Raw genomic sequence first — 18,780 nt, 5'->3', positions numbered from 1 at the left:
GTGTACCCGGTGCAATACGGACAAGCACCTCCTGGTGAATTCGATCCAGTCCCACTATCCGCCCGCGCCCAACCTGGTGGACGTGGCGTACGAGTGCCATGTCTGCAGGTATTCCTACCAGCAGATCGCGTCTGTCCAGAGGGTTGCCGCGGTACTCAACCGACCCGGTATTTCCCAGGGGGTACTTCAGTTCGGCGGTCAGTATCTTCACTGCGGCGAACCCATGAAGACCAGCAGCTGCGAGCTCCGGAGGATTCAAACTCCCCTCGTCCTGAAACCGGGTGGGCAGCTGCGGATGTACGAGGTTCTCATCAACACGAGGATTCTTGGATGCCACTGCGGCTTCCGGATGGAAATTCCGGACTGAACGTGACGGGCGCAGCCATGAGGAGCAGCACCAATTCTGAAGCTACAGGAAGGGACAGCATGCACGCAGAATCACAGAAAAGAGAGTCTTCCACAGCCACCCGGGGCCTTGGCCAGCATAACCAGCATGGTCAACCCGGCAAGCACAAGCTGCCGGATCCACCTGACCCGGACAACCTGCCCATCGACTACATGGGGTCCGGATGGGATTCCAGCCGGTACCCTTCCAGCACGCCGCAAAGCCTCCGCCCGACGCATTCGTCCCGGAGAAGGAGCGCTTGATGATGAGCGGTTTCCCCACGGATCCCTCACACCCCGATCCAACCCGGGAACCCGGGCCTACGCCTGAGCCCGTACCGTTGCCGGAACCGGGCCCGCCGCCCGTCCCGGAACCCACCCCGGGACCGGCAGTCCCACCGCCCCCGGGACCAGGGAACCCCCCTTCGCTTTAGGGCTGTTCCGCACCCAACAAGACCGGATCCCGGCATATCCCCCAGTCAGGATCCGATAGAAGGGCATGTCGCGCTACAGGGAGCGCGACATGCCCTTTCGTCGTCTCCGGAGCCCTCCCGGTGCGCGCCCGGACCACCTCGGACGCAGCAGCGATCTTTGTTTATGTTGGTTTCTATTGACTTGCCAACATAAACAAAGATAGAGTCAAGCAATTCCACATCGTTGTGACAGCAGTCACGGAAGTGGCCGCAACGAACTTGGCTTTACCGCAATGGAGGGTAAGTGTTCGCAGAAGAACGCCAGCAACTGATCTCCGCACTCGTCGCAGAGCGCGGACGCGTGAGCGTCACGGACCTCGCAGACCGTTTCAGCATCACCACCGAAACCATCCGCCGCGACCTCGCGGCCCTTGAAGTTTCCGGAAATCTCCGCCGCGTCCACGGCGGCGCAGTCCCCTCCGACCGCCTGAGCACCCGCGAGGAAAGCATCCTGGAGCGGGCAGTGCAGCGCCAGGCCGAAAAACTCCGTATCGCGAACGCCGCTCTTGCACTGATCCCGGAACCCACCACCGGCAGCATCCTGCTCGACGCCGGTTCCACCACTGAAACCCTGGCGGACCTGCTGGCCCAGCGGACTCCGTCCACCAATGGGAACGACGAGCTCGTGGTCATCACCCACGCGATTCCGATTGCCGGCAAGCTCTCCTCCACGCAGGGCGTCGCACTCCAGATCCTCGGCGGCCGTGTCCGCGGACTCACGCAGGCCGCCGTCGGGCAGTCCACCGTGGAGGCCGCTTACAGGCTTCGTCCGGACATCGCCTTCGTGGGCGCCAACGGGATCCACGCCGTCTTCGGGCTGAGCACGCCGGATCCCGAGGAAGCCGCGGTGAAAGCCGCTTTCGTCCAGTCTGCCCGCCGCGTTGTAGCCCTGGCCGACTCGTCCAAGCTGGATGCCGAAACCTTGGTCCAGTTCGCCACCCTGAAGGATGTTGACACCTTGATTACTGACCAGCAGCCCTCGGCTGAACTTGCAGCGGCTTTGGCCGACGCCGGCGTCGACGTGGTGATCGCATGATCGTCACGCTCACCGCCAACCCCAGCCTGGACCGCACGGTGGAACTCCCGGGCGCCCTGGCCCGCGGCGAAGTTCAGCGCGCGGTGGCCGTCCACCAGGAATCCGGCGGAAAGGGCGTCAACGTTTCCCGGGCGCTCGTGGCCTCGGGCCTCGAAACGTTGGCAGTCCTTCCCGGCGCGGATTCAGACCCCGTCCTGTCCGGACTGCACGACGGCGGCGTGCCCTTTGCGGCGCTGCCCATCGGTCAGGCGCTGCGCAGCAACGTCACGCTCACCGAACCAGATGGGGTCACCACCAAGATCAACGAACCCGGCCCGGAGCTGAGTGGCGAACAGCAGGAAGCCCTGATCGGGCTGCTGCTGGAGCGCTCCCGTGGCGCCAGCTGGGTGGTTCTCGCAGGCTCGCTCCCACCAGGGGTGCCCGCGGATTTCTACGCCACAATCGCGCGTCGGCTCCGGTCGAACGCTGATGGAACGGCCGCCCCCGGCATCGCCATCGACTCCTCCGGAGCTCCGCTTGCGGCGGCCCTGGTGGGCGATGCCGCAGGAAAGCCCGACCTCCTCAAGCCGAACGCGGAAGAGCTTGCCGAGCTCGCCGCCGCCGCCGGTTTCACCAACGTCTACACAGCTGACGAACTGGAAGCGGACCCGGCCAAAGCCGCCCAAGCCGCAGCCGCCGTCGTCGCCAGCGGTGTAGGCGCCGTTCTCGCAACACTCGGGTCCAAGGGCGCAGTCCTGGTGACCGCAGACGGAGCGTGGTTCGCCACGCATCCGCCGATCAAGGCAGTCAGCACAGTGGGCGCAGGGGATTCTTCCCTTGCCGGCTACCTGCTGGCCGCAACCCAGGGCGGTTCCGCGCAGGACTGCCTCCGTCAAGCCGTGGCACATGGTGCCGCAGCTGCTTCGCTGCCGGGCTCCACTGTCCCGGCAGTCCACCAGACAACCCCCGACGCCGTAACCATCACGGCCCTCCAGAAGGAATCACAGTGACCCAGCTGATCACCCCACAATTGGTCACCCTCGACCAAAACCTGGGCGACTCCCCCGCCGACGTCATCCGCGTCCTGGCAGGCAAAGTTGCCGCCTCCGGCCGAGCTTCCGAGGTTGAGGGGCTCTTTGCCGACGCCTTCGCCCGCGAGCAGAAGACGGCGACCGGCGTCCCCGGCGGCATCGCCATCCCGCACTGCCGCTCGGCCGCCGTCACGGAGCCTGCCCTCGCCATGGCCCGCCTCTCCCACAAGGTGGACTTCGGCGCCAAGGACGGCCCGGCTGACCTCATCTTCTTTATCGCAGCCCCGGACGGCGCAGACCAGGAACACCTGAAGCTGCTCTCCAAGCTGGCACGTTCACTGATCAAGAAGGACTTCACCGCAGCACTCAGGGCGGCAGCCACCGAGCAGGACATTGTGGACCTCGTCGATGGAGCGCTGGCAGACAAGCCGGCTGCTGCGCCCGCCGCTGCGGCTGCTCCCGCAGAAAACACGACGACGACTGCCGCACCCAAGCGCATCGTCGCAGTGACCGCCTGCCCAACCGGCATCGCACACACGTACATGGCGGCTGATTCGCTGGTTGCCGCTGCCAAGGAAATGGGCGTTGACCTGCAGGTCGAGACCCAGGGTTCCTCCGGCGCCAAGCCGCTGGATCCGGCAGTGATTGCTGCGGCCGACGCCGTGATCTTCGCCGTCGACGTCGACGTCCGCGGCAAGGAGCGCTTCGCCGGCAAGCCGGTCATCAACGCTCCGGTCAAGCGTGGCATCGATGAGCCCACCAAGATGGTCGAGGAAGCCCTGGCTGCCGCCGTCGACCCCCACGCACGCCGTGTTCCGCACTTCGGTGCCGAAGAGCAGGCTGAGCGTGCCGAGGAGGAAAAGGGCGAGCACATCGGCCAGAAGCTGAAGCGCGCACTCCTCACCGGCGTCAGCTACATGATTCCGTTCGTTGCGGGTGGCGGCCTTTTGATCGCTCTTGGCTTCCTCATGGGCGGTTACCTCATCACCAACTTCGCCGACAAGATCGTTGTTGAAAACAGCATCTTCAACCTCCCCACCGATTTCCCCGAGAACGCCTGGGGTCCGCTGGGTGCCTACATCGGCGCAGTCCTGTTCAAGATCGGCGCCCTGTCCCTCGGGTTCCTGGTTCCCGCACTGGCCGGTTACATTGCCTACGCCATCGCTGACCGCCCGGGTATCGCCCCCGGCTTTGTAGCCGGTGCTGTGTCCGGCTTCATGGGCGCCGGCTTCCTGGGAGGCATCGTTGGTGGTCTCCTGGCCGGCTACGTGGCCTACCAGATCGGCAAGCTGGACGTCCCGCGCTGGCTTCGCGGCCTGATGCCCGTGGTGATCATCCCTCTGCTCGCGTCCCTGGTGGCGTCCGGTTTGATGTTCCTGATCCTCGGCCGTCCGATCGTGGATCTGACCAACGCCCTCAATGCCGGACTTTCCAGCCTCACGGGAGCCGGAGCTGTGGTCCTCGGCATCATCCTGGGCCTCATGATGTGCTTCGACCTCGGTGGTCCCGTCAACAAGGTTGCGTACGCATTTGCCGTTGCGGGCCTCGGTGCTGCGAGTGTCAGCAACCAGGCTCCCTGGCAGATCATGGCAGCCGTCATGGCTGCAGGCATGGTTCCGCCGCTGGCCATGGCCCTCGCCACTGTGCTCGACAAGAAGCTGTTCTCCCTGGCAGAGCGTGAAAACGGCAAGGCAGCCTGGCTCCTCGGTGCATCCTTCATCTCCGAAGGCGCCATCCCGTTCGCCGCAGCCGACCCCCTGCGCGTCATCCCGGCCAGCATGGTGGGCGGCGCCGTCACCGGTGCCCTGTCGATGGCCTTCGGTGTCACCTCCAAGGCTCCACACGGCGGTTTGTTCGTCTTCTTCGCCATCGACAACTTCCTCCTGTTCTTCCTCTCGATCGCCGTCGGCGTGGTCATCACTGCGCTGCTAGTCATCGCCCTCAAGCGTTGGGCCGTGAAGAAGCCGGTAGAGGCAGAAACCACCCCGGCAACCGTCAGCGTCTAGACTTCCCACAAAGCCACCCACCACCACAAAGGAGCACCAATGCCTGAACGTACAGCCACCATCGCTAGCCGCGTCGGCCTCCACGCCCGCCCGGCAGCCATCTTCGCCGAGGCTGCGGGAGACCTGGATATCGATGTCACCATCGCCCGCCCGGGAGAGCCAGCCGACGACGCCATGGACGCCGCCAGCATCCTTTCCCTGATGAGCCTGGGCGCTGCCCACGGTGACGTGGTGGTGCTGCGTGCCGAAGGTGAAGGTGCGGACGCAGCACTGGACAGCCTGGTGAAGATCCTCGAAACGGACCACGACGCCGAGTAGGGACACCCAAACCCCTCAGCGACACGCAAAGAGCCTGGTGCCACCCGGATATGGGTGGCGCCAGGCTCTTTGCATGTCCGAAGTACTTTTGCGCGTCCGGGGTGCTCTGCTTGCCTAAGGTGCTACGGACCCGCGAGCTCGTCGAGATGGCGCGAGAGCACCCGGAGCATCGGACCCGCCTCCGGAAGTTCACCGCTCCACAATCCGTGCATCGCGATCCCATCAAGGAGCGCACGCAAGCGCTGGGCTTCATAGCCGGGGTCGCGCGTCGGGTTGAACTGTCCCGCTTCGACCAGGAGCTGGAGGGCAGCGTGACACACGCGGTCCACTCCCTCGCTGAGCCTGATCGCGGCAGGACGTAGTGCACTATCCGTCAGTGAGAGGACACCAAGCTGGACCTGCGCCACGAGTTCCAGCCGCCGTTCCTTGTCGAGAGGAAGCAACTGCAGGAGCAAGCCATCAACCAACGCCCGGCCAGTGAGCTCAAGGGCGGCGATTCGGGCGGTGACCCGGTCCTCAATGAGTTGCAGGCAGAACTCCCGCAGGGCATGTTGCGTGGCAAACGCACGCCGTAGCGAAGCGGCTGCGATGCCCGCTTCCGCTGCCACCCCGCGCACTGAAAGGCCCGAAAGGCCATCACGTTCGAGGACACGCAGGGAAGCTTCCGCAATTGCTGAACTGCGTGCCTCTGCATCGATTCTCCGGGGCATGGAATCAGCGCGACGGCGTAGCGGCGGGCAAGTCGCGGGCGGCCTTCTTCGGCCAGATCGTGTAGCTCAAAGCCCAGAGGAAGTCGATGGCGAAGATGATGCCCAGGATGCGGAAGAAGTCCGAGAGCGCTGCGGTTCTTTCGGCGTCGTTGACGAGGAAGATAATCGCGCCAAGGGTCGCCGCTGCGATGGCAACCGCCAACCCGGTAAGGAGCACATCCCGCCAGCATTTGATGGTGTAGCGGGTTCCAGTGAGTCGTTCCGGCGCAGGTCCGCCCGCGAACCGGTGCTGGAAGTGCGCATCGGCCCAAGCCACCATGCGCTTGCCGTACGCGACAGAGACACCGATGTAGACCGCGGCGAGTCCGTGGTGCCATGAGGCTGTACCGCCGCCCAGCAAATCGACGGCGACCAAGGCAAGCAGGATGGCATCAATAACCGGAGCAAGGATCAGGAGGGCTCCGCCCAGGCGGGGACGACGCAGCAGATACCGTGCTGCGAGCCCGGCAAGGATCGCCACCCAGAACGCAACTTCACACACCACGATTGCCAACAGAATCACTTACGGCCCCCAGACGCCACGTCCATCAATTTTTATTAGTACGAGTGTACTCATAAAAACGAACAGGCCTTCTCGAGAGGCACGGTTTAACTCGATGTTTCGCCGTTCAAGTAGGCGGCAACCGACGCTTCCGTTGGCTTGACGTCCTTAAGCTCCTCCGAGAGGTAGCCCTCGATAATCCGCGGATCCACATAGGAGGAACGCGCCACAGAGGGCGTGTTGCCCAAGAGTTCGGAGGCCTCTTTGATGGCCCGCACAATGGCTTGCCTGGGGGTTCCCTTATGCCCGGACTTGATGAGGCAGAGGGCGGCGGCCGCAGTGCCTTTCCAGGTCCGGAAATCCTTGGAGGTGTACGCCTCCCCTGAGATGCCCCTGAGGTATTCATTGATCATGGACGCATCCACCGACACCCAGGTGCCGTTGGCCTGGTAAGCAAGCAGCCGCTCCTTGCCGGGACGGTCCGCCAGTGGCTCCAAAAAGGCCGCCAAAGCGGGATCGTGGATGGAGGTATCCCAGAGCTGGCCGCTCTTGCCGGGGAACTTAAGGAAGACGTCAGGGCCCGCCACCCGCGCGTGGCGGCATCGGAGGGTGGTGAGTCCGTAGGAACCGTTCTGCTTCATGTAGACCTCGGAACCTACGCGCAGCGCGCCAAGGTCCATGAACCGTACAGCTGCTGCGAGCGTCTGCTGCCGGGGATCCGCGGCGTCCTGGAGATGGACCGTCACATTGCGGCGGACCGTTGGCAGCACCAGGCCAAGTTTGGCTGCACGGATGAACTTCTCGGTGTCCTTACGTTCCCGCCACCCAGGATGGTAGATGTACTGGCTCCGTCCGGCAGCATCCACTCCCGTGGCCAGGATGTGGCCATGCTCGTAGGGACTGATCCACACATCGGTCCATGCAGGTGGGATCGCCAGCGCGTTGATGCGCTGGCGATCCTCCTTGCTGACCAGACTGCCGTCAGGGTGGCGGTAGCTGAACCCCGTACCAACCTTCCGGCGGACGATGCCGGGCTTGGAAAGGTCGCTTCTCTTCAGCCGCGGCATGGTCGCGGGGCTCTCTGTCTTCAGCCGGTCCGGTTGATGCTCAGGCTTCGTCCGGATCGGTAACGGCAGCGCCGGCGTTCATGATCTCTGCGTTGATCATCCAAACCAGCTGCTCAAGGCGGGCGATAAACGCGTGCAGCAGGTCCGCCGTCGTGGGATCTTCCTCGTCCACCTCGTCATGGACGTCGCGCATGGTCTGGACAGCGCGTTCCACGCGGTCGGTAACCAGCTTGACGGCGTTCTTGGTGTTGACCAGGCCTGCCGGGAATTCCTCCAGGCGGGTGCCCTTGGCGATGGTCGCGCTGCGGCCGTCCGGCAGGGCATGGAGGGCACGCATGCGCTCGGCGGTGTCGTCAGCGAACTGGCGGGTGGCCAGGACGAGTTCGTCCAGCTGGAGGTGAAGATCGCGGAAGTTCGGTCCCACGATGTTCCAGTGTGCCTGCTTTCCTTGGAGCTGCAGCTCGATGAGGTCTGTCAGGACGATTTGAAGGTTGTCTGCAAGCTGCTGTGACGCTTTCATGTGTTCCTCTCATGGACTTTCATATGAGCCAAAAACGCGCCGCAAGATTTCTGCGGCGACTGCCCAATCATCAGGTGACGACTGCAATAAGCCTTTCATAAGGGTGCTTAGTAGTACAATGAGGAGTGTTACTGTTCACAGCTGGCGAACTTCATCACCCGATGAAACGCCGGCCGACGGGGGCAAAGGCACTTCGAGGCTGCGGAACGCCTCCAAGTACCGGCATAACTAAATCGAAGTAAAACCGGAATGCATAGTTGGGAATCGGCGATTATTCAATGATTTCCCCGGAAAGGAATGTGCTGACCATGAATACGCTTCTGATCATTGCTGGTGTAGTAGCAATTGTTCTTCTTCTTGTGGGCGGCTTCTCGCAGGCCCTGAACTGGTTGCTGTGGGTAGGCGTTGTCCTTCTCGTCATCGCGGCCATCGGGTGGCTGCTGAGCTTCATGTCGGGACGCCGGGGCCATACCGTATAACCACCACCGAGGACTTCCGACAGGTCAACGAGGGCTGTACCTGCGCCCATCATTTGCACGCAGGGACGGCCCTCAGGCGCCCTTACCCTCCCTCAGGCTCCTGCCCTGTAGCCTCTGACGGCGGCGCAGCATCCGGATCCTTGGGCGTGGGGAACTCGTCACCCGGCACTTCGGGAACTCCTTCAGCCGGCCGCTCCGGCGTTTCGCGCCCGTCGCCGCTGCCGGGCATCTCCTGTTCGGGAGTCGGCGTACCGTAGCCGCCGGGCTCGCTGTCCGGGTCCACGCGGTGCTCGTCCTGACTCATTTTCTTCCTCCTTGGAAATCCGTTGAGGCCCCGATAAGAGTTCGAGGAATGCTGACAGTCCGACCGTAGTCCGGCACATCCCCGGCGTCCACCACACAGCTGCGGAGGCATGCGAATGGCAGAACAGGAACAAGTTCCCAGAATCGGCAGGAACGAGTCCACTGAAGAACGCATGGACCGCAACTGGATGGAACTCATCCAGGAGCTGCGGGTATTGCAAACGGGCGTCCAGATCCTGGGTGGCTTCCTGTTGACACTGCCGTTCCAGTCACGATTCGGGGAACTGGACGACTGGCAGCGCGGCCTTTACCTGTTCAACGTGATGGTGGCTGCCCTCACTACAGTGCTCATCGTCATTCCGGTCAGCGTTCATCGGCGACTCTTCCGCCGCGGGCTCAAGGCCACACTCGTCTCCAGCGCCGACATTGTCACCAAATGGGCCTTGGGAGGCGTCGCACTACTGATCGTAGGGTCCGCCACGCTGGTCTTCGATTTCACAGCTGGAAGGACCGCAGGCATTGTGGCCGGCGGCTTCATCGTCCTGACGTTGCTGTTGCTGGTGGTCGGCATGCCCCTGTGGCTCTACCGCCGGGGAATGAGCAGCAACGGACACAACAAGGAGGAGTGAGTCGCCCTGGAAGCTGCCACGAACTCCGAAGTATCACATGACCACAAACTCAGGGAAAGGAACCTGAACATGCCGGAAAAGAAGAACCCAAGCATCAAAGACCCTGAACTCTACGAGGAACTGCGCGACGACGGAGCCTCCAAGGAAAAAGCAGCCCGGATCTCCAACGCAGCGGCAGCCCGGGGACGCAAGGACGTGGGCCGTAAGGGAGGCAAATCAGGGGACTATGACGATTGGACCGTCGACAAACTGAAAGCCCGCGCCAAAGAACTCGGCCTGAAGGGTTACTCGGACAAGAAGAAGTCCGAACTCATTTCAATGCTGCGGAACCACTGACCCCGGAACCACTAACTCGTCCCCCGCCCCGGCCATGGCAACGTCAGAGCCGGGGCTCCGGCCTTAGTTTCCTGAGCCAGGTCTCCGTCTGAGCGATATGTGCGGCCGTCGCTGTCGCCGCCATGGTGGGATCACGCCGGGCGATCGCAGCCACGATCGCACTATGGCCTGCAGTGCTGTCCCTGCGCACGGCCGCGCCGTCCTCGCCGTCGAAAATGTGGAAATGCCCGCCTCGGGAGCGGAAAAGCCTGACCAGCGCATTCAGCGTCGAGTTGCCGCCCGCACGGCAGATTTCCTCATGGAACTCTGAATCCAGCTCGGAGTATTCGCCGGGGTCGACCGTGGCCTCCATGCTCTCTACAAGCGCGGTCAACTTCGCCAGGACTTCAGGAGTGGCATTGGCAGCCGCCGCCGCAGCGGCATGGGATTCCATGAGACGGCGGATCTCGAAGAGTTCCAGCAGACCGTCCAACGGCAACAGGTCCACCAGCAGGGCGAAGTTCTGAAGGATCACCGTGGGCTCCAGGGACGAGACGTACGTTCCCGAGCCATGCCTGGATTCCATGACGCCCAGTGCCGACATCGCCCTCACTGCCTCCCTGAGGGAACTCCGCGATACGCCCAGCTGCGCCGCCAACTCCGCTTCCGGAGGACATTTCTGACCAGCCGCGAGTTCACCCGAGGCAATTTTGTTCCTCAGGCCCTGCATCGCCGTTTCGACAGCACCCAATACGTCGCCTCCTCCAGATTCCGGTATCACGCTACCGCACCGGGGCGTCCGGGCAGCTGAGTGAGGGCATTGTCATGCCTTCTGTTCAAGACATCGTACCTTTAGACTCAAACATGGGCTGATGAGGCAGAAATATCACCAGAAAACGACAGAGTCATCTTATGACTATTTTGGATTGTCCGTTGTCTTGGTCAAAGCTGTGATGTAACTTACAGAGCGTTGACCCATTCCTCCGACGAAGGACGCCGTGTTCCCAGCACCCCTCACAGTCCCCCGCCCGATGTTGACCCCCGAGGGCCAGCCCGCAATGGCCGACTGGAGCCTTACACCGTCCAAGGTCCACCTCAACCACGGTTCATATGGGTCCGTTCCCCGCGCTGCCCAGGCACATCAGTTGAAGCTCAAGAAGCTTATGGACCAGAACCCCTGTCCGTGGTTCATGGGCCAATTCGAGCTGGTAGCCACGGCGCGACGGGAGATTGCAGAGTTCCTCAGGGTCGATCCGCAACACGTGGCGCTGGTCCACAACGCCAGCGCGGGCGTCAGTGCCGTCTACAACTCACTGGACTTCGCTCCCGGCGCCGAAATCGTGACCACCAACCACGCCTACGGAGCGGTGCTGCAGGGCGCAGAGCGGGTAGCCCGCAGGTGCGGCGGCCAGGTCCGGATCGCAGAGATACCCCTCGAGGCGGATGCGGAGGCAGTTTGCGCCCTGGTCATGGCGGAAGTAACGCCCAGGACAGCTCTGATCGTGGTGGACCACATCACCTCCGCAACTGCCCGGGCCTTCCCCGTTGAGGGAATCGCCCGCGCGGCTTCCCGCCTGGGTGTACCTGTGCTGGTGGATGCCGCCCACGCTCCGGGAGTTCTGGAGTTCCCGGTCCCCGATTTTGAGGGCTTTTGGGTTGGTAACCTGCACAAATTCGCTTGTGCGCCACGAGGTACTGCAGCGTTGGTGGCGCGCGGACCAGAAGCACAGGCACTGGAACCGTTGATCGATTCGTGGGGGTTCCCGTACAGCTTCCCGGAGAACTTCGACCACGTGGGAACCCAGGACGTGACCTCGTGGATGGCGGCCCGGACCGCCTTCGACACCATAGAGGAGCGATACGGCTGGGCAGCTTTCCGCAGCTACGCCAAGGAGTTGTGCGACTATGGCCAATCACTGATCAGCGAGGCATTTGCCAGTGCCACAGGGCAGAACCCGGCAGTGGACGTCGGCATGCCGGTGGGACCCCTGCGCCTGATCCGCCTGCCGGAGGGGCTCGCCACTACCCACGAGGATTCCCACGCGGTCCGCGGCTACATCTCAGACCACCTGGACATCGAAACTGCCATCACCACGTTCAACGGACAAGGTTTCCTGCGGCTTTCGGCGCATTTGTACAACTCCCCCAAGGACTACGAGATATTCGCGGAAAAGGCAGTCCCGGAACTCGTCGGGCTTGCCCGTTCCCTCTAGACCCCACCCGCACCCGCTCAGCCGGTGCAATCACTTAACCAATCAACGGAGGACCCACGTGAAATCCAGAATTATGGCGTCTGCGGCAGCAGGCCTGGCGGCAGTTCTTGCACTTGCCGGGTGTGGAGGCGGCCAGTCAGCGGCCGATGGCAAGGTCACCTTGAAGATGGTGGAAAGCCTGACGAACCCCACCCGGACGGAAACCCTGAAGAAGCTCATTTCCGGCTTCGAGCAGGCCAATCCCGACATCAAGGTGGAGCTCATTTCGCCTCCCACCGATCAGGCGGACCAGAAGATCCAGCAGATGCTCCAGTCCGGCAAGGGCATCGATGTGGTGGAAGCCCGTGACATCACAGTGGGTTCCTTCGGCGCCAACAACTGGCTCTACGACATGACCAAGGACCTCGATGGCTGGGACGGCTGGAACAACCTGACAGACAACGCGGTCACGTACTCGAAGCAAAACGGCAAGACGTACTACATCCCGTACGGTTTCTACGGCCTTTCCCTCTTCTACCGTTCGGACCTGGTCAAGGAGGCCGGATTCGACGGCCCTCCGAACAGTTGGGAAGAGATGGCGAAGCAGGCCGAGGCACTTAACAAACCCGCCGAAAACAAGTTCGGTTACGCCTTCCGTGGCGGCACCAATGCCAACTCCAACGCCGTCGCCATCATCGAGGCATACGTGGCAGACGAGATCGACCGGGAAAACGCCTTCAAGCTGACGAACGGCAAGACGATCTTCTCCTCCCCCAAGGCCCAGCAAGCCATGGATCTGTACATTGACCTGTTCAAGAAGGGTTCCCCGCCGTCGTCGGTAGCCTGGGGCTACCCCGAAATGGTGCAGGGCTTCAGCAACGGCTCCACGGCTTTCCTGCTCCAGGACCCCGAAGTCATTGCCACCGTCAAAGAGTCACAGTCCATCAAGCAGGACCAATGGAACGTCGCACCCTTGCTGGTAGGACCAGGCGGCAAGGCAATCCAGCCCGTGGCTTCGGCGGGTTGGGGCATCGCTGAGTCATCCAAGTCCAAGCCCGAGGCAGTCAAGCTCATCAAGTACCTGGCACAGGGAGATGCTGCCACTACGTTCAGCAAGGACAACAGCCTGGTGCCCACACTGAAGTCCGCAGCGCAGGACACCTTCTACAGCACCGGACCATGGGCTGCCTACGTCAAGATGACTGAGAACCCTGATACGTACGTCTCGGCGATCCAGCCCCGCAGCGTCTCCTGGTGGACTGAATGGATCAAGAAGTCCGACGGTGAACTTCAACGCGTCCTCACGGGGCAGATGTCCACGTCTGACCTGCTGTCCAGTTGGGACAGTTACTGGACCGAAAAGATGAAGGGATAGCTTCCGGTGACTCTCGACGTCAAGCAGGCCGCACCGCCCCCTTCCGGGCGGAAAGCCGCGCTGTCGGAACCGGGCAGGGGCAACCCGTCCAAGCGACGGTTCAGCGGCCGGACAGCGCTGACCCTGCTGGCTTTCCTGGCTCCGGCTGCGGTCTTCGTGGGGATCTTCACGTACTACCCCATGATTGCCGGCAGCCAGATGGCCTTCCGGAACTGGAACCTGAACGACCTTTCCGATACCTCCTGGGTAGGTTTGGGGAACTTCCAGAGCCTGTTCGATGCCCCCGAGTTCGGGACGATTGTCCGCAATACGGTGGTGTGGGTTGTTGGCTCCCTGGTTCCGCAGGTGGTCATTGGCTTCGCGGTGGCACTGTTCCTGAAGCGCCGGTTCCGGATGCGCGGGGCGTACCAGGCCATGATCTTCTTCCCGTGGGCGGTGTCGGGTTTCCTCATCGGCATGCTGTTTCGGTGGATGTTCAATGCGGAGTTCGGGGTGGTCAACGACCTTCTGATGAAGGCGGGGCTCATCAGTTCGCCTATTCCGTGGCTGTCCGACCCCGGCTTCGCGATGACAGCGATCATCATTGCCAACATCTGGTACGGCGTGACGTTCTTCGCCATCATGATCCTCGTGGCGCTGCAGTCGGTGTCCGACGAAATGTATGAGGCAGCCGCTTTGGATGGTGCGGGCAAGGTACGGACGTTCTTCAGCATCACGCTGCCAAGCATTTCGACGACACTGGCGCTGACCATCCTGTTGCGGGTGATCTGGATCTTCAACTTCCCCGACATCATCTTCGCCATGACAGGCGGCGGACCGGCCGACCAGACCCACATCATCACCACGTACATGATCAAAATTACCCAGGAGGGCGACTACGGAAAGGCGTCCGCCCTGGGGTTGATCGTGATGGTCACCCTCATGCTGTTTGCAGCCTTCTACCTCATGGCTGTCCGTTTCCGAAAGGCAGACCGATGATCAACACTCCCTCGCTCTTCGGCCGGGTTTCAAAGGTCGTCTTTTTGGGCCTGTGCCTGATCGTCACCGTCTTTCCGCTGTATTGGATCGTGGTGACATCCCTCAAGGAGCCGGGGGCCATCTATTCGCTGCCCTTGGATTATTGGCCACGGCAGCTGTCGCTGGACAACTACATCGGTCTTTTCACGAAGTCCGACTTTGGCCAGTACATGCTCAACAGCCTGGTGGTAGCACTGGTGGCGTCGTCGGTGGCCACGCTCATCTCGTTGCTCTCCGCGTATGTCCTGGCAAGGTTCCAGTTCTCCGGACGAGGGGCTGTGCTTGGCGCGTTCCTCATCACGCAGATGATTCCCGGGTTCATTGCATTGGGCCCGCTGTACCTGATGATGACCGACTTCGGGCTGGTGGATTCCAAGACCGGCCTGATCCTGATCTACATCGCCATCTGCATCCCGTTCTGCACCATCATGCTCCGCGGCTTCTTCGAGAACGTCCCCGACGCTTTGGAAGAGGCCGCCATGATTGATGGCTGTTCGAGGCTGAGCGCGCTCTTCAGGGTGATCGTTCCGGTGATGCTTCCGGGCATTGCGGCAAGTTTCGTCTTCAACTTCGTCAACTGCTGGAACGAGTTGTTCCTGTCCGTGACACTCATGAACAGCGACAGCAACAAGACCATCCCGACGGCGTTGGCCGGCTTTATCTCCAGCTTCAACATTGACTGGGGTTCCATGTCCGCTGCCGCGGTTTTGACAGTGGTACCCACGCTGGTGATTTTCGCGTTCGCCAGCAAGTTCATTGTCCAGGGTCTCACTGCGGGCTCAGTCAAGGGCTGAGCCAGGCACGCAAGAGGAAAGCAGCGCCGGTACCTTCCGGCGCTGCTACCCAATTGCGTATCAAGCGATTAAATGCCCGACGCCGGACTCACGCCTTTTTCTTCGCCCGTGCCTTTGGCTTGCCGGCAGTTTTGCTGGCGGCAGCGTCGTCGTCGGACGCTTTTTCCTTGCCGCGTTTCTTGTCGAGGCTGCGTTTCAAGGCCTCCATGAGGTCGATGACGTCGCCGCCTTCTCCTTCGCCTTCGACGTTGCCGAAGGTGGCCTCCGTGTCCAGGGCCTCACCCTTTTCGAGCTTGGCTTCGATGAGTGTCTTCAACTGGGCTTGGTAGTCGTCGGTGTATTCATCCGGGTCGAAGTCGTGGGCCATGGATTCCACCAGTGCGGAGGACATTTCCAGTTCCTTGTCGGAAATCTTGATGTCTGTTTCCAAGGACGGGAACTTGGCTTCGCGGACTTCGTCACCCCATAGGAGCGCCTGCAGCAGCAGCACGTCTCCACGCACGCGAAGGGCCCCCAACCGGGTCTTTTGGCGCAGCGCATACTGGACGATCGCGATCCTGTCCGTGTCCTCCAGCGTCTGCCGCAGCAGCATGTAGGCCTTGGGCGATTTGGAATCAGGCTCCAGGAAATAGCTGCGCTCGTACATGATCGGGTCCAGCTGCTCGGCGGGGATGAACTCCACCACCTCTATTTCGCGGCTGTTCTCCTCCGGCAGGGACTTCAACTCGGCGGCGGTGAGGACCACGGTGCGGCCCTCTTCCTCGTAGGCCTTGTCGATGTCCTCGTAAGCTACGACTTCGCTGCAAATTTCGCATTTACGCTGGTACCTGATGCGTCCGCCGTCCTTATTGTGGACTTGGTGCAGGCCAATGTCGTGATCCTCCGTGGCACTGTAGAGCTTCACTGGTACGTTGACCAGACCGAACGCGATAGATCCCTTCCATATAGCCCTCATGCACCCAGTCAACAGCACAACACAGCGGAGGAGAAGAGGTGGCAGGCAAGCAGCAGGAGCGGGTGACCGTGGAAGGCCACGAACTCACCCTCACCAACCTGGGCAAAATCATTTACCCGGAAACCGGGACCACCAAGGCTGAGGTCCTTGAGTACTACGCCACCGTGGCCCCCTTCCTCATCCCCGCCGCGGCCAACCGGCCCGTCACGCGCAAACGCTGGGTCAACGGCGTGGGCACGGCCGAACATCCCGGTGAGGTGTTCTTCCAGAAGAACCTGGAGGACTCAGCGCCACGCTGGATCCCCCGGGCCGCCATCCAGCATTCGGACCACACCAACGTCTATCCGATGGTGAACAACCTGGCCACGCTCACGTGGATGGCCCAGATCGCGTCCCTGGAAATCCACGTTCCGCAATGGCAGGTGGATGCTGCGGGCAAGCCCCTCAGGCCGGACCGCTTCGTCCTGGATCTGGACCCCGGTCCCGGCGCCGGACTGCCCGAGTGCGTGGAAGTGGCCACCCTGGCCCGTTCCATCCTGCAGGACATGGGCATGGAACCTGTCCCCGTCACCAGCGGAAGCAAAGGCATCCATCTCTATACAGGGCTCGACGGCACGTTGAAATCCGAGCAAGTGTCCGCGTTCGCCCATGAGCTCGCGCGCGCCCTGGAAGCCGATCACCCTGACCTCGTGGTCAGCGATATGAAGAAGTCCCTGCGCAAGGGCAAGGTCCTGGTGGACTGGAGCCAGAACAGCGGGAACAAGACAACGATCGTGCCGTACTCCTTGCGTGGCAGAGCCCAACCAACGGTGGCGGCTCCCCGGACGTGGCAGGAGCTGGCCTCTCCTTCCCTTGACCAGTTGGACTACACGGAAGTGATGGAACGGGTCAGTTCGGGCAAGGACCACTTCGCGCCCATTTCGGACCGGCACTTGCCGCCGCATAGCGAGGACGACAATGACGACGCCGGCGCGTCCGCTGTGTCGGGCGGTGGCCGCGAGCGCGGGGTAACGGTCGGGAATCGTCTCGCCAAATACGTCGGGATGCGCGATCCGGGCAAAACCCCGGAGCCGTTTCCGTCGTCGGCGGCTGCTTCTGCGGTGTCGCAGGGCCCTGCTCCCTCCGCGCAGCCCAAGCCGGGCGATCCTGCGCCGGCCGGCGGAATCTTCGTGATCCAGGAGCACCACGCCCGCCGCTACCATCTTGACCTGCGCCTGGAGCACAACGGCGTCCTGGCTTCCTGGGCGCTGCCCCGCGGTGTCCCGGAAACGTCCGAGCGGAACAATCTGGCCGTGCACACCGAGGACCACCCCATGGAGTACGCAACGTTCGCCGGGGTCATTCCGAAGGGCGAGTACGGGGCGGGAACCATGACCATTTGGGACCGCGGCGAGTTCACGTGCGAGAAGTGGCGCGAGGGCAAGGAAGTCATCGCGACGCTCACGGGCGAGCCGGGTGGTGGACTAGGCGGCACCAAACGCCTGGCCCTGATCAATACGGGCGACCGCTGGCTGATCCACCTGATGAAAGAACAGCCGGGCGCCAGGCGGGCCGCCGCAACCGCGCCCGCAGCGCAGCGCCAGGCCCCGCCGGAACCGGAGTCAGCGCCCGAGCCCAAGCAGGAACCACAGCCTTTGCGCGACTACGCTCCGATGCTCGCCACGTCCGGGACCACCGCTGATCTTCGCGGCGACAACTGGCTGTATGAGCTCAAGTGGGACGGTATCCGGGCCATCATCACCGGATCCGAGGGCCGGATCCGCCTGATGAGCCGCAATGGGAACGACCTCACGGCGGCCTACCCTGAACTGACGGACCGCGCGTGCTGGCCCGAAGGTGACTTCGTGGCGGACGGCGAAATCGTGGCCCTCGGCAAGGGGTCCAGGCCGGATTTCGGCCGGCTGCAGCTCCGTATGAACCTGGTCAAAACGGCCGACATCGAGCGTGCCCGGGTCTCGGTGCCGGTACAGCTCATGCTCTTTGATTTGCTGTACGACGCCGGCGCGGACTTGAGCGGGCTGCCTTTCGTCGAGCGTCGCGACAGGCTGGACGCGTTCGCCGAACGCATGCCCGGCGGCTGCCCGGTTCACGTTTCCGCCGTGTTGGATCACGACGTCGACGACCTCATGACCAGCGCCGCGGATCTGGGCCTGGAGGGCGTGATGGCCAAGAAAGCCGACAGCCGCTATGTGGCCGGCCGCCGCAGTGCTTCGTGGATCAAGCTCAAGCTGGAGCAGAGCCAGGAAGTGGTGGTGGGCGGCTGGCGGCCCGGCGCAGGCGCCCGAAGCGGAACTTTCGGGGCGTTGCTGCTGGGCATTCCCGACGGCGACACCTTGCACTACGTGGGAAGGGTGGGCACGGGGTTCAAGGACTGGCAGCTGCGGGACATCATGGAGCAGTTGGAGCCCTTGATGGTGGATGACTCCCCGTTCAAAGACATTCCGAGGGAGGACGCGGCCGGAGCGCACTGGGTGAAGCCGATGCTGGTGGCCGAGGTGACTTTCGGCAACTGGACAGGCCCTGGCAGGCTTCGTCATCCGGTGTGGCGGGGCTGGCGTCCGGACAAGTCCCCCTCAGACGTCAGCCAGCCCAACCAGGGGGATCGATAACGCTGTACTGACGGGTCAATACGACGTTTGCTGTCCCCCCCGGTTGG

At 62.6% G+C, this 18,780-nt stretch carries 20 protein-coding genes; 13 read left to right on the top strand and 7 right to left on the bottom strand.

Going from position 1 to position 18,780, the window contains the following annotated elements:
* Window positions 1-34: 34 nt before the first annotated feature.
* The 5 genes from PV760_RS17190 to PV760_RS17170 all read left to right on the top strand — a co-directional run bounded on the left by PV760_RS17190 (window position 35) and on the right by PV760_RS17170 (window position 5,227).
* Window positions 35-367, top strand: a complete 333-nt coding sequence (locus PV760_RS17190) for a hypothetical protein (RefSeq protein WP_229778650.1) — start codon at window positions 35-37, stop codon at window positions 365-367.
* A gap of 734 nt (window positions 368-1,101) precedes the next feature.
* Window positions 1,102-1,893: a DeoR/GlpR family DNA-binding transcription regulator gene (locus tag PV760_RS17185; protein ID WP_018778931.1), complete on the top strand. Its 792-nt coding sequence runs from the start codon at window positions 1,102-1,104 to the stop codon at window positions 1,891-1,893.
* Window positions 1,890-2,882 (top strand): 1-phosphofructokinase family hexose kinase, encoded by a 993-nt coding sequence (locus tag PV760_RS17180; RefSeq protein WP_110505955.1) that lies wholly within the window; start codon window positions 1,890-1,892, stop codon window positions 2,880-2,882. The genes PV760_RS17185 and PV760_RS17180 overlap by 4 nt, the downstream gene beginning before the upstream one ends.
* The gene (locus PV760_RS17175) at window positions 2,879-4,909 is read left to right on the top strand and encodes a PTS fructose transporter subunit IIABC (RefSeq protein WP_018778933.1); all 2,031 of its coding nucleotides are present in this window, start codon (window positions 2,879-2,881) and stop codon (window positions 4,907-4,909) included. Before PV760_RS17180 ends, PV760_RS17175 begins: the two co-directional genes overlap by 4 nt.
* Window positions 4,910-4,948: 39 nt before the next feature.
* Window positions 4,949-5,227, top strand: coding sequence for an HPr family phosphocarrier protein (locus PV760_RS17170; RefSeq protein WP_018778934.1), 279 nt, complete (start codon window positions 4,949-4,951; stop codon window positions 5,225-5,227).
* 122 nt (window positions 5,228-5,349) lie between these two features.
* On the opposite strand, the gene PV760_RS17165 is transcribed toward PV760_RS17170, so the two are convergent.
* The 4 genes from PV760_RS17165 to PV760_RS17150 all read right to left on the bottom strand — a co-directional run bounded on the left by PV760_RS17165 (window position 5,350) and on the right by PV760_RS17150 (window position 8,065).
* Window positions 5,350-5,937, bottom strand: coding sequence for a TetR/AcrR family transcriptional regulator (locus tag PV760_RS17165; RefSeq protein WP_354628313.1), 588 nt, complete (start codon window positions 5,935-5,937; stop codon window positions 5,350-5,352).
* A 4-nt stretch (window positions 5,938-5,941) separates the two neighbouring features.
* Entirely contained in the window at window positions 5,942-6,499 is a 558-nt protein-coding gene (locus PV760_RS17160) for a hypothetical protein (RefSeq protein WP_354628312.1), read from the bottom strand.
* Window positions 6,500-6,585: 86 nt separating this feature from the next.
* Complete coding sequence (locus tag PV760_RS17155) at window positions 6,586-7,545, bottom strand: DNA topoisomerase IB (protein WP_354628311.1); 960 nt, start codon at window positions 7,543-7,545, stop codon at window positions 6,586-6,588.
* Window positions 7,546-7,585: 40 nt separating this feature from the next.
* The gene (locus tag PV760_RS17150; protein ID WP_014920468.1) at window positions 7,586-8,065 is read right to left on the bottom strand and encodes a Dps family protein; all 480 of its coding nucleotides are present in this window, start codon (window positions 8,063-8,065) and stop codon (window positions 7,586-7,588) included.
* A gap of 308 nt (window positions 8,066-8,373) precedes the next feature.
* On the opposite strand from PV760_RS17150, the gene PV760_RS17145 reads away from it, so the two are divergent.
* The gene (locus PV760_RS17145) at window positions 8,374-8,544 is read left to right on the top strand and encodes a hypothetical protein (protein WP_018778938.1); all 171 of its coding nucleotides are present in this window, start codon (window positions 8,374-8,376) and stop codon (window positions 8,542-8,544) included.
* Between the two features lie 82 nt (window positions 8,545-8,626).
* Here PV760_RS17145 and PV760_RS17140 read toward each other — a convergent pair whose 3' ends face one another.
* Complete coding sequence (locus PV760_RS17140) at window positions 8,627-8,848, bottom strand: hypothetical protein (protein ID WP_018778939.1); 222 nt, start codon at window positions 8,846-8,848, stop codon at window positions 8,627-8,629.
* 115 nt (window positions 8,849-8,963) lie between these two features.
* Between PV760_RS17140 and PV760_RS17135 the strand changes: the two genes are divergently transcribed.
* Window positions 8,964-9,476, top strand: a complete 513-nt coding sequence (locus tag PV760_RS17135; protein WP_018778940.1) for a DUF6328 family protein — start codon at window positions 8,964-8,966, stop codon at window positions 9,474-9,476.
* Between the two features lie 69 nt (window positions 9,477-9,545).
* The gene (locus PV760_RS17130) at window positions 9,546-9,812 is read left to right on the top strand and encodes a DUF7218 family protein (RefSeq protein WP_055977300.1); all 267 of its coding nucleotides are present in this window, start codon (window positions 9,546-9,548) and stop codon (window positions 9,810-9,812) included.
* Window positions 9,813-9,855: 43 nt separating this feature from the next.
* On the opposite strand, the gene PV760_RS17125 is transcribed toward PV760_RS17130, so the two are convergent.
* On the bottom strand, window positions 9,856-10,542 hold the full coding sequence (locus PV760_RS17125; RefSeq protein WP_018778942.1) for a FadR/GntR family transcriptional regulator: 687 nt from the start codon (window positions 10,540-10,542) through the stop codon (window positions 9,856-9,858).
* 280 nt (window positions 10,543-10,822) lie between these two features.
* Here PV760_RS17125 and PV760_RS17120 point away from each other — a divergent pair, with 280 nt between their 5' ends.
* From PV760_RS17120 to PV760_RS17105, 4 genes are read left to right on the top strand one after another with little or no spacing between them, the layout of a single operon-like run.
* Window positions 10,823-12,004 carry an aminotransferase class V-fold PLP-dependent enzyme gene (locus PV760_RS17120; protein WP_354628310.1) on the top strand — a complete coding sequence of 394 codons (1,182 nt, stop codon included), beginning with the start codon at window positions 10,823-10,825 and terminating at the stop codon, window positions 12,002-12,004.
* 58 nt (window positions 12,005-12,062) lie between these two features.
* Window positions 12,063-13,358, top strand: coding sequence for an ABC transporter substrate-binding protein (locus PV760_RS17115; protein ID WP_026267322.1), 1,296 nt, complete (start codon window positions 12,063-12,065; stop codon window positions 13,356-13,358).
* Between the two features lie 6 nt (window positions 13,359-13,364).
* Window positions 13,365-14,336: a carbohydrate ABC transporter permease gene (locus PV760_RS17110; RefSeq protein ID WP_354628308.1), complete on the top strand. Its 972-nt coding sequence runs from the start codon at window positions 13,365-13,367 to the stop codon at window positions 14,334-14,336.
* A complete protein-coding gene (locus tag PV760_RS17105) occupies window positions 14,333-15,169 on the top strand; it encodes a carbohydrate ABC transporter permease (protein WP_039239318.1) in 837 nt (278 codons plus the stop codon). The genes PV760_RS17110 and PV760_RS17105 overlap by 4 nt, the downstream gene beginning before the upstream one ends.
* A gap of 88 nt (window positions 15,170-15,257) precedes the next feature.
* On the opposite strand, the gene ku is transcribed toward PV760_RS17105, so the two are convergent.
* On the bottom strand, window positions 15,258-16,124 hold the full coding sequence (gene ku, locus PV760_RS17100) for a non-homologous end joining protein Ku (RefSeq protein ID WP_026267323.1): 867 nt from the start codon (window positions 16,122-16,124) through the stop codon (window positions 15,258-15,260).
* A 38-nt stretch (window positions 16,125-16,162) separates the two neighbouring features.
* Here ku and PV760_RS17095 point away from each other — a divergent pair, with 38 nt between their 5' ends.
* Entirely contained in the window at window positions 16,163-18,733 is a 2,571-nt protein-coding gene (locus PV760_RS17095) for an ATP-dependent DNA ligase (protein ID WP_354628307.1), read from the top strand.
* Window positions 18,734-18,780 lie beyond the last annotated feature (47 nt).

It is taken from the genome of Paenarthrobacter sp. CC6, from assembly GCF_040560085.1.
Lineage (GTDB): Bacteria > Actinomycetota > Actinomycetes > Actinomycetales > Micrococcaceae > Arthrobacter > Arthrobacter nicotinovorans.
This window is presented reverse-complemented; position numbering and strand designations above follow the sequence as displayed.

Excerpts from the sequence above, each read along its gene's own strand:
- PV760_RS17180 (WP_110505955.1), top strand. The coding sequence starts at position 1,890 with ATGATCGTCACGCTCACCGCCAACCCCAGCCTGGACCGCACGGTGGAA.
- PV760_RS17170 (WP_018778934.1), top strand. The coding sequence starts at position 4,949 with ATGCCTGAACGTACAGCCACCATCGCTAGCCGCGTCGGCCTCCACGCC.
- PV760_RS17165 (WP_354628313.1), bottom strand. The coding sequence starts at position 5,937 with ATGCCCCGGAGAATCGATGCAGAGGCACGCAGTTCAGCAATTGCGGAA.
- PV760_RS17155 (WP_354628311.1), bottom strand. The coding sequence starts at position 7,545 with ATGCCGCGGCTGAAGAGAAGCGACCTTTCCAAGCCCGGCATCGTCCGC.
- PV760_RS17150 (WP_014920468.1), bottom strand. The coding sequence starts at position 8,065 with ATGAAAGCGTCACAGCAGCTTGCAGACAACCTTCAAATCGTCCTGACA.
- PV760_RS17145 (WP_018778938.1), top strand. The coding sequence starts at position 8,374 with ATGAATACGCTTCTGATCATTGCTGGTGTAGTAGCAATTGTTCTTCTT.
- PV760_RS17140 (WP_018778939.1), bottom strand. The coding sequence starts at position 8,848 with ATGAGTCAGGACGAGCACCGCGTGGACCCGGACAGCGAGCCCGGCGGC.
- PV760_RS17135 (WP_018778940.1), top strand. The coding sequence starts at position 8,964 with ATGGCAGAACAGGAACAAGTTCCCAGAATCGGCAGGAACGAGTCCACT.
- PV760_RS17130 (WP_055977300.1), top strand. The coding sequence starts at position 9,546 with ATGCCGGAAAAGAAGAACCCAAGCATCAAAGACCCTGAACTCTACGAG.
- PV760_RS17120 (WP_354628310.1), top strand. The coding sequence starts at position 10,823 with ATGTTGACCCCCGAGGGCCAGCCCGCAATGGCCGACTGGAGCCTTACA.
- PV760_RS17105 (WP_039239318.1), top strand. The coding sequence starts at position 14,333 with ATGATCAACACTCCCTCGCTCTTCGGCCGGGTTTCAAAGGTCGTCTTT.
- ku (WP_026267323.1), bottom strand. The coding sequence starts at position 16,124 with ATGAGGGCTATATGGAAGGGATCTATCGCGTTCGGTCTGGTCAACGTA.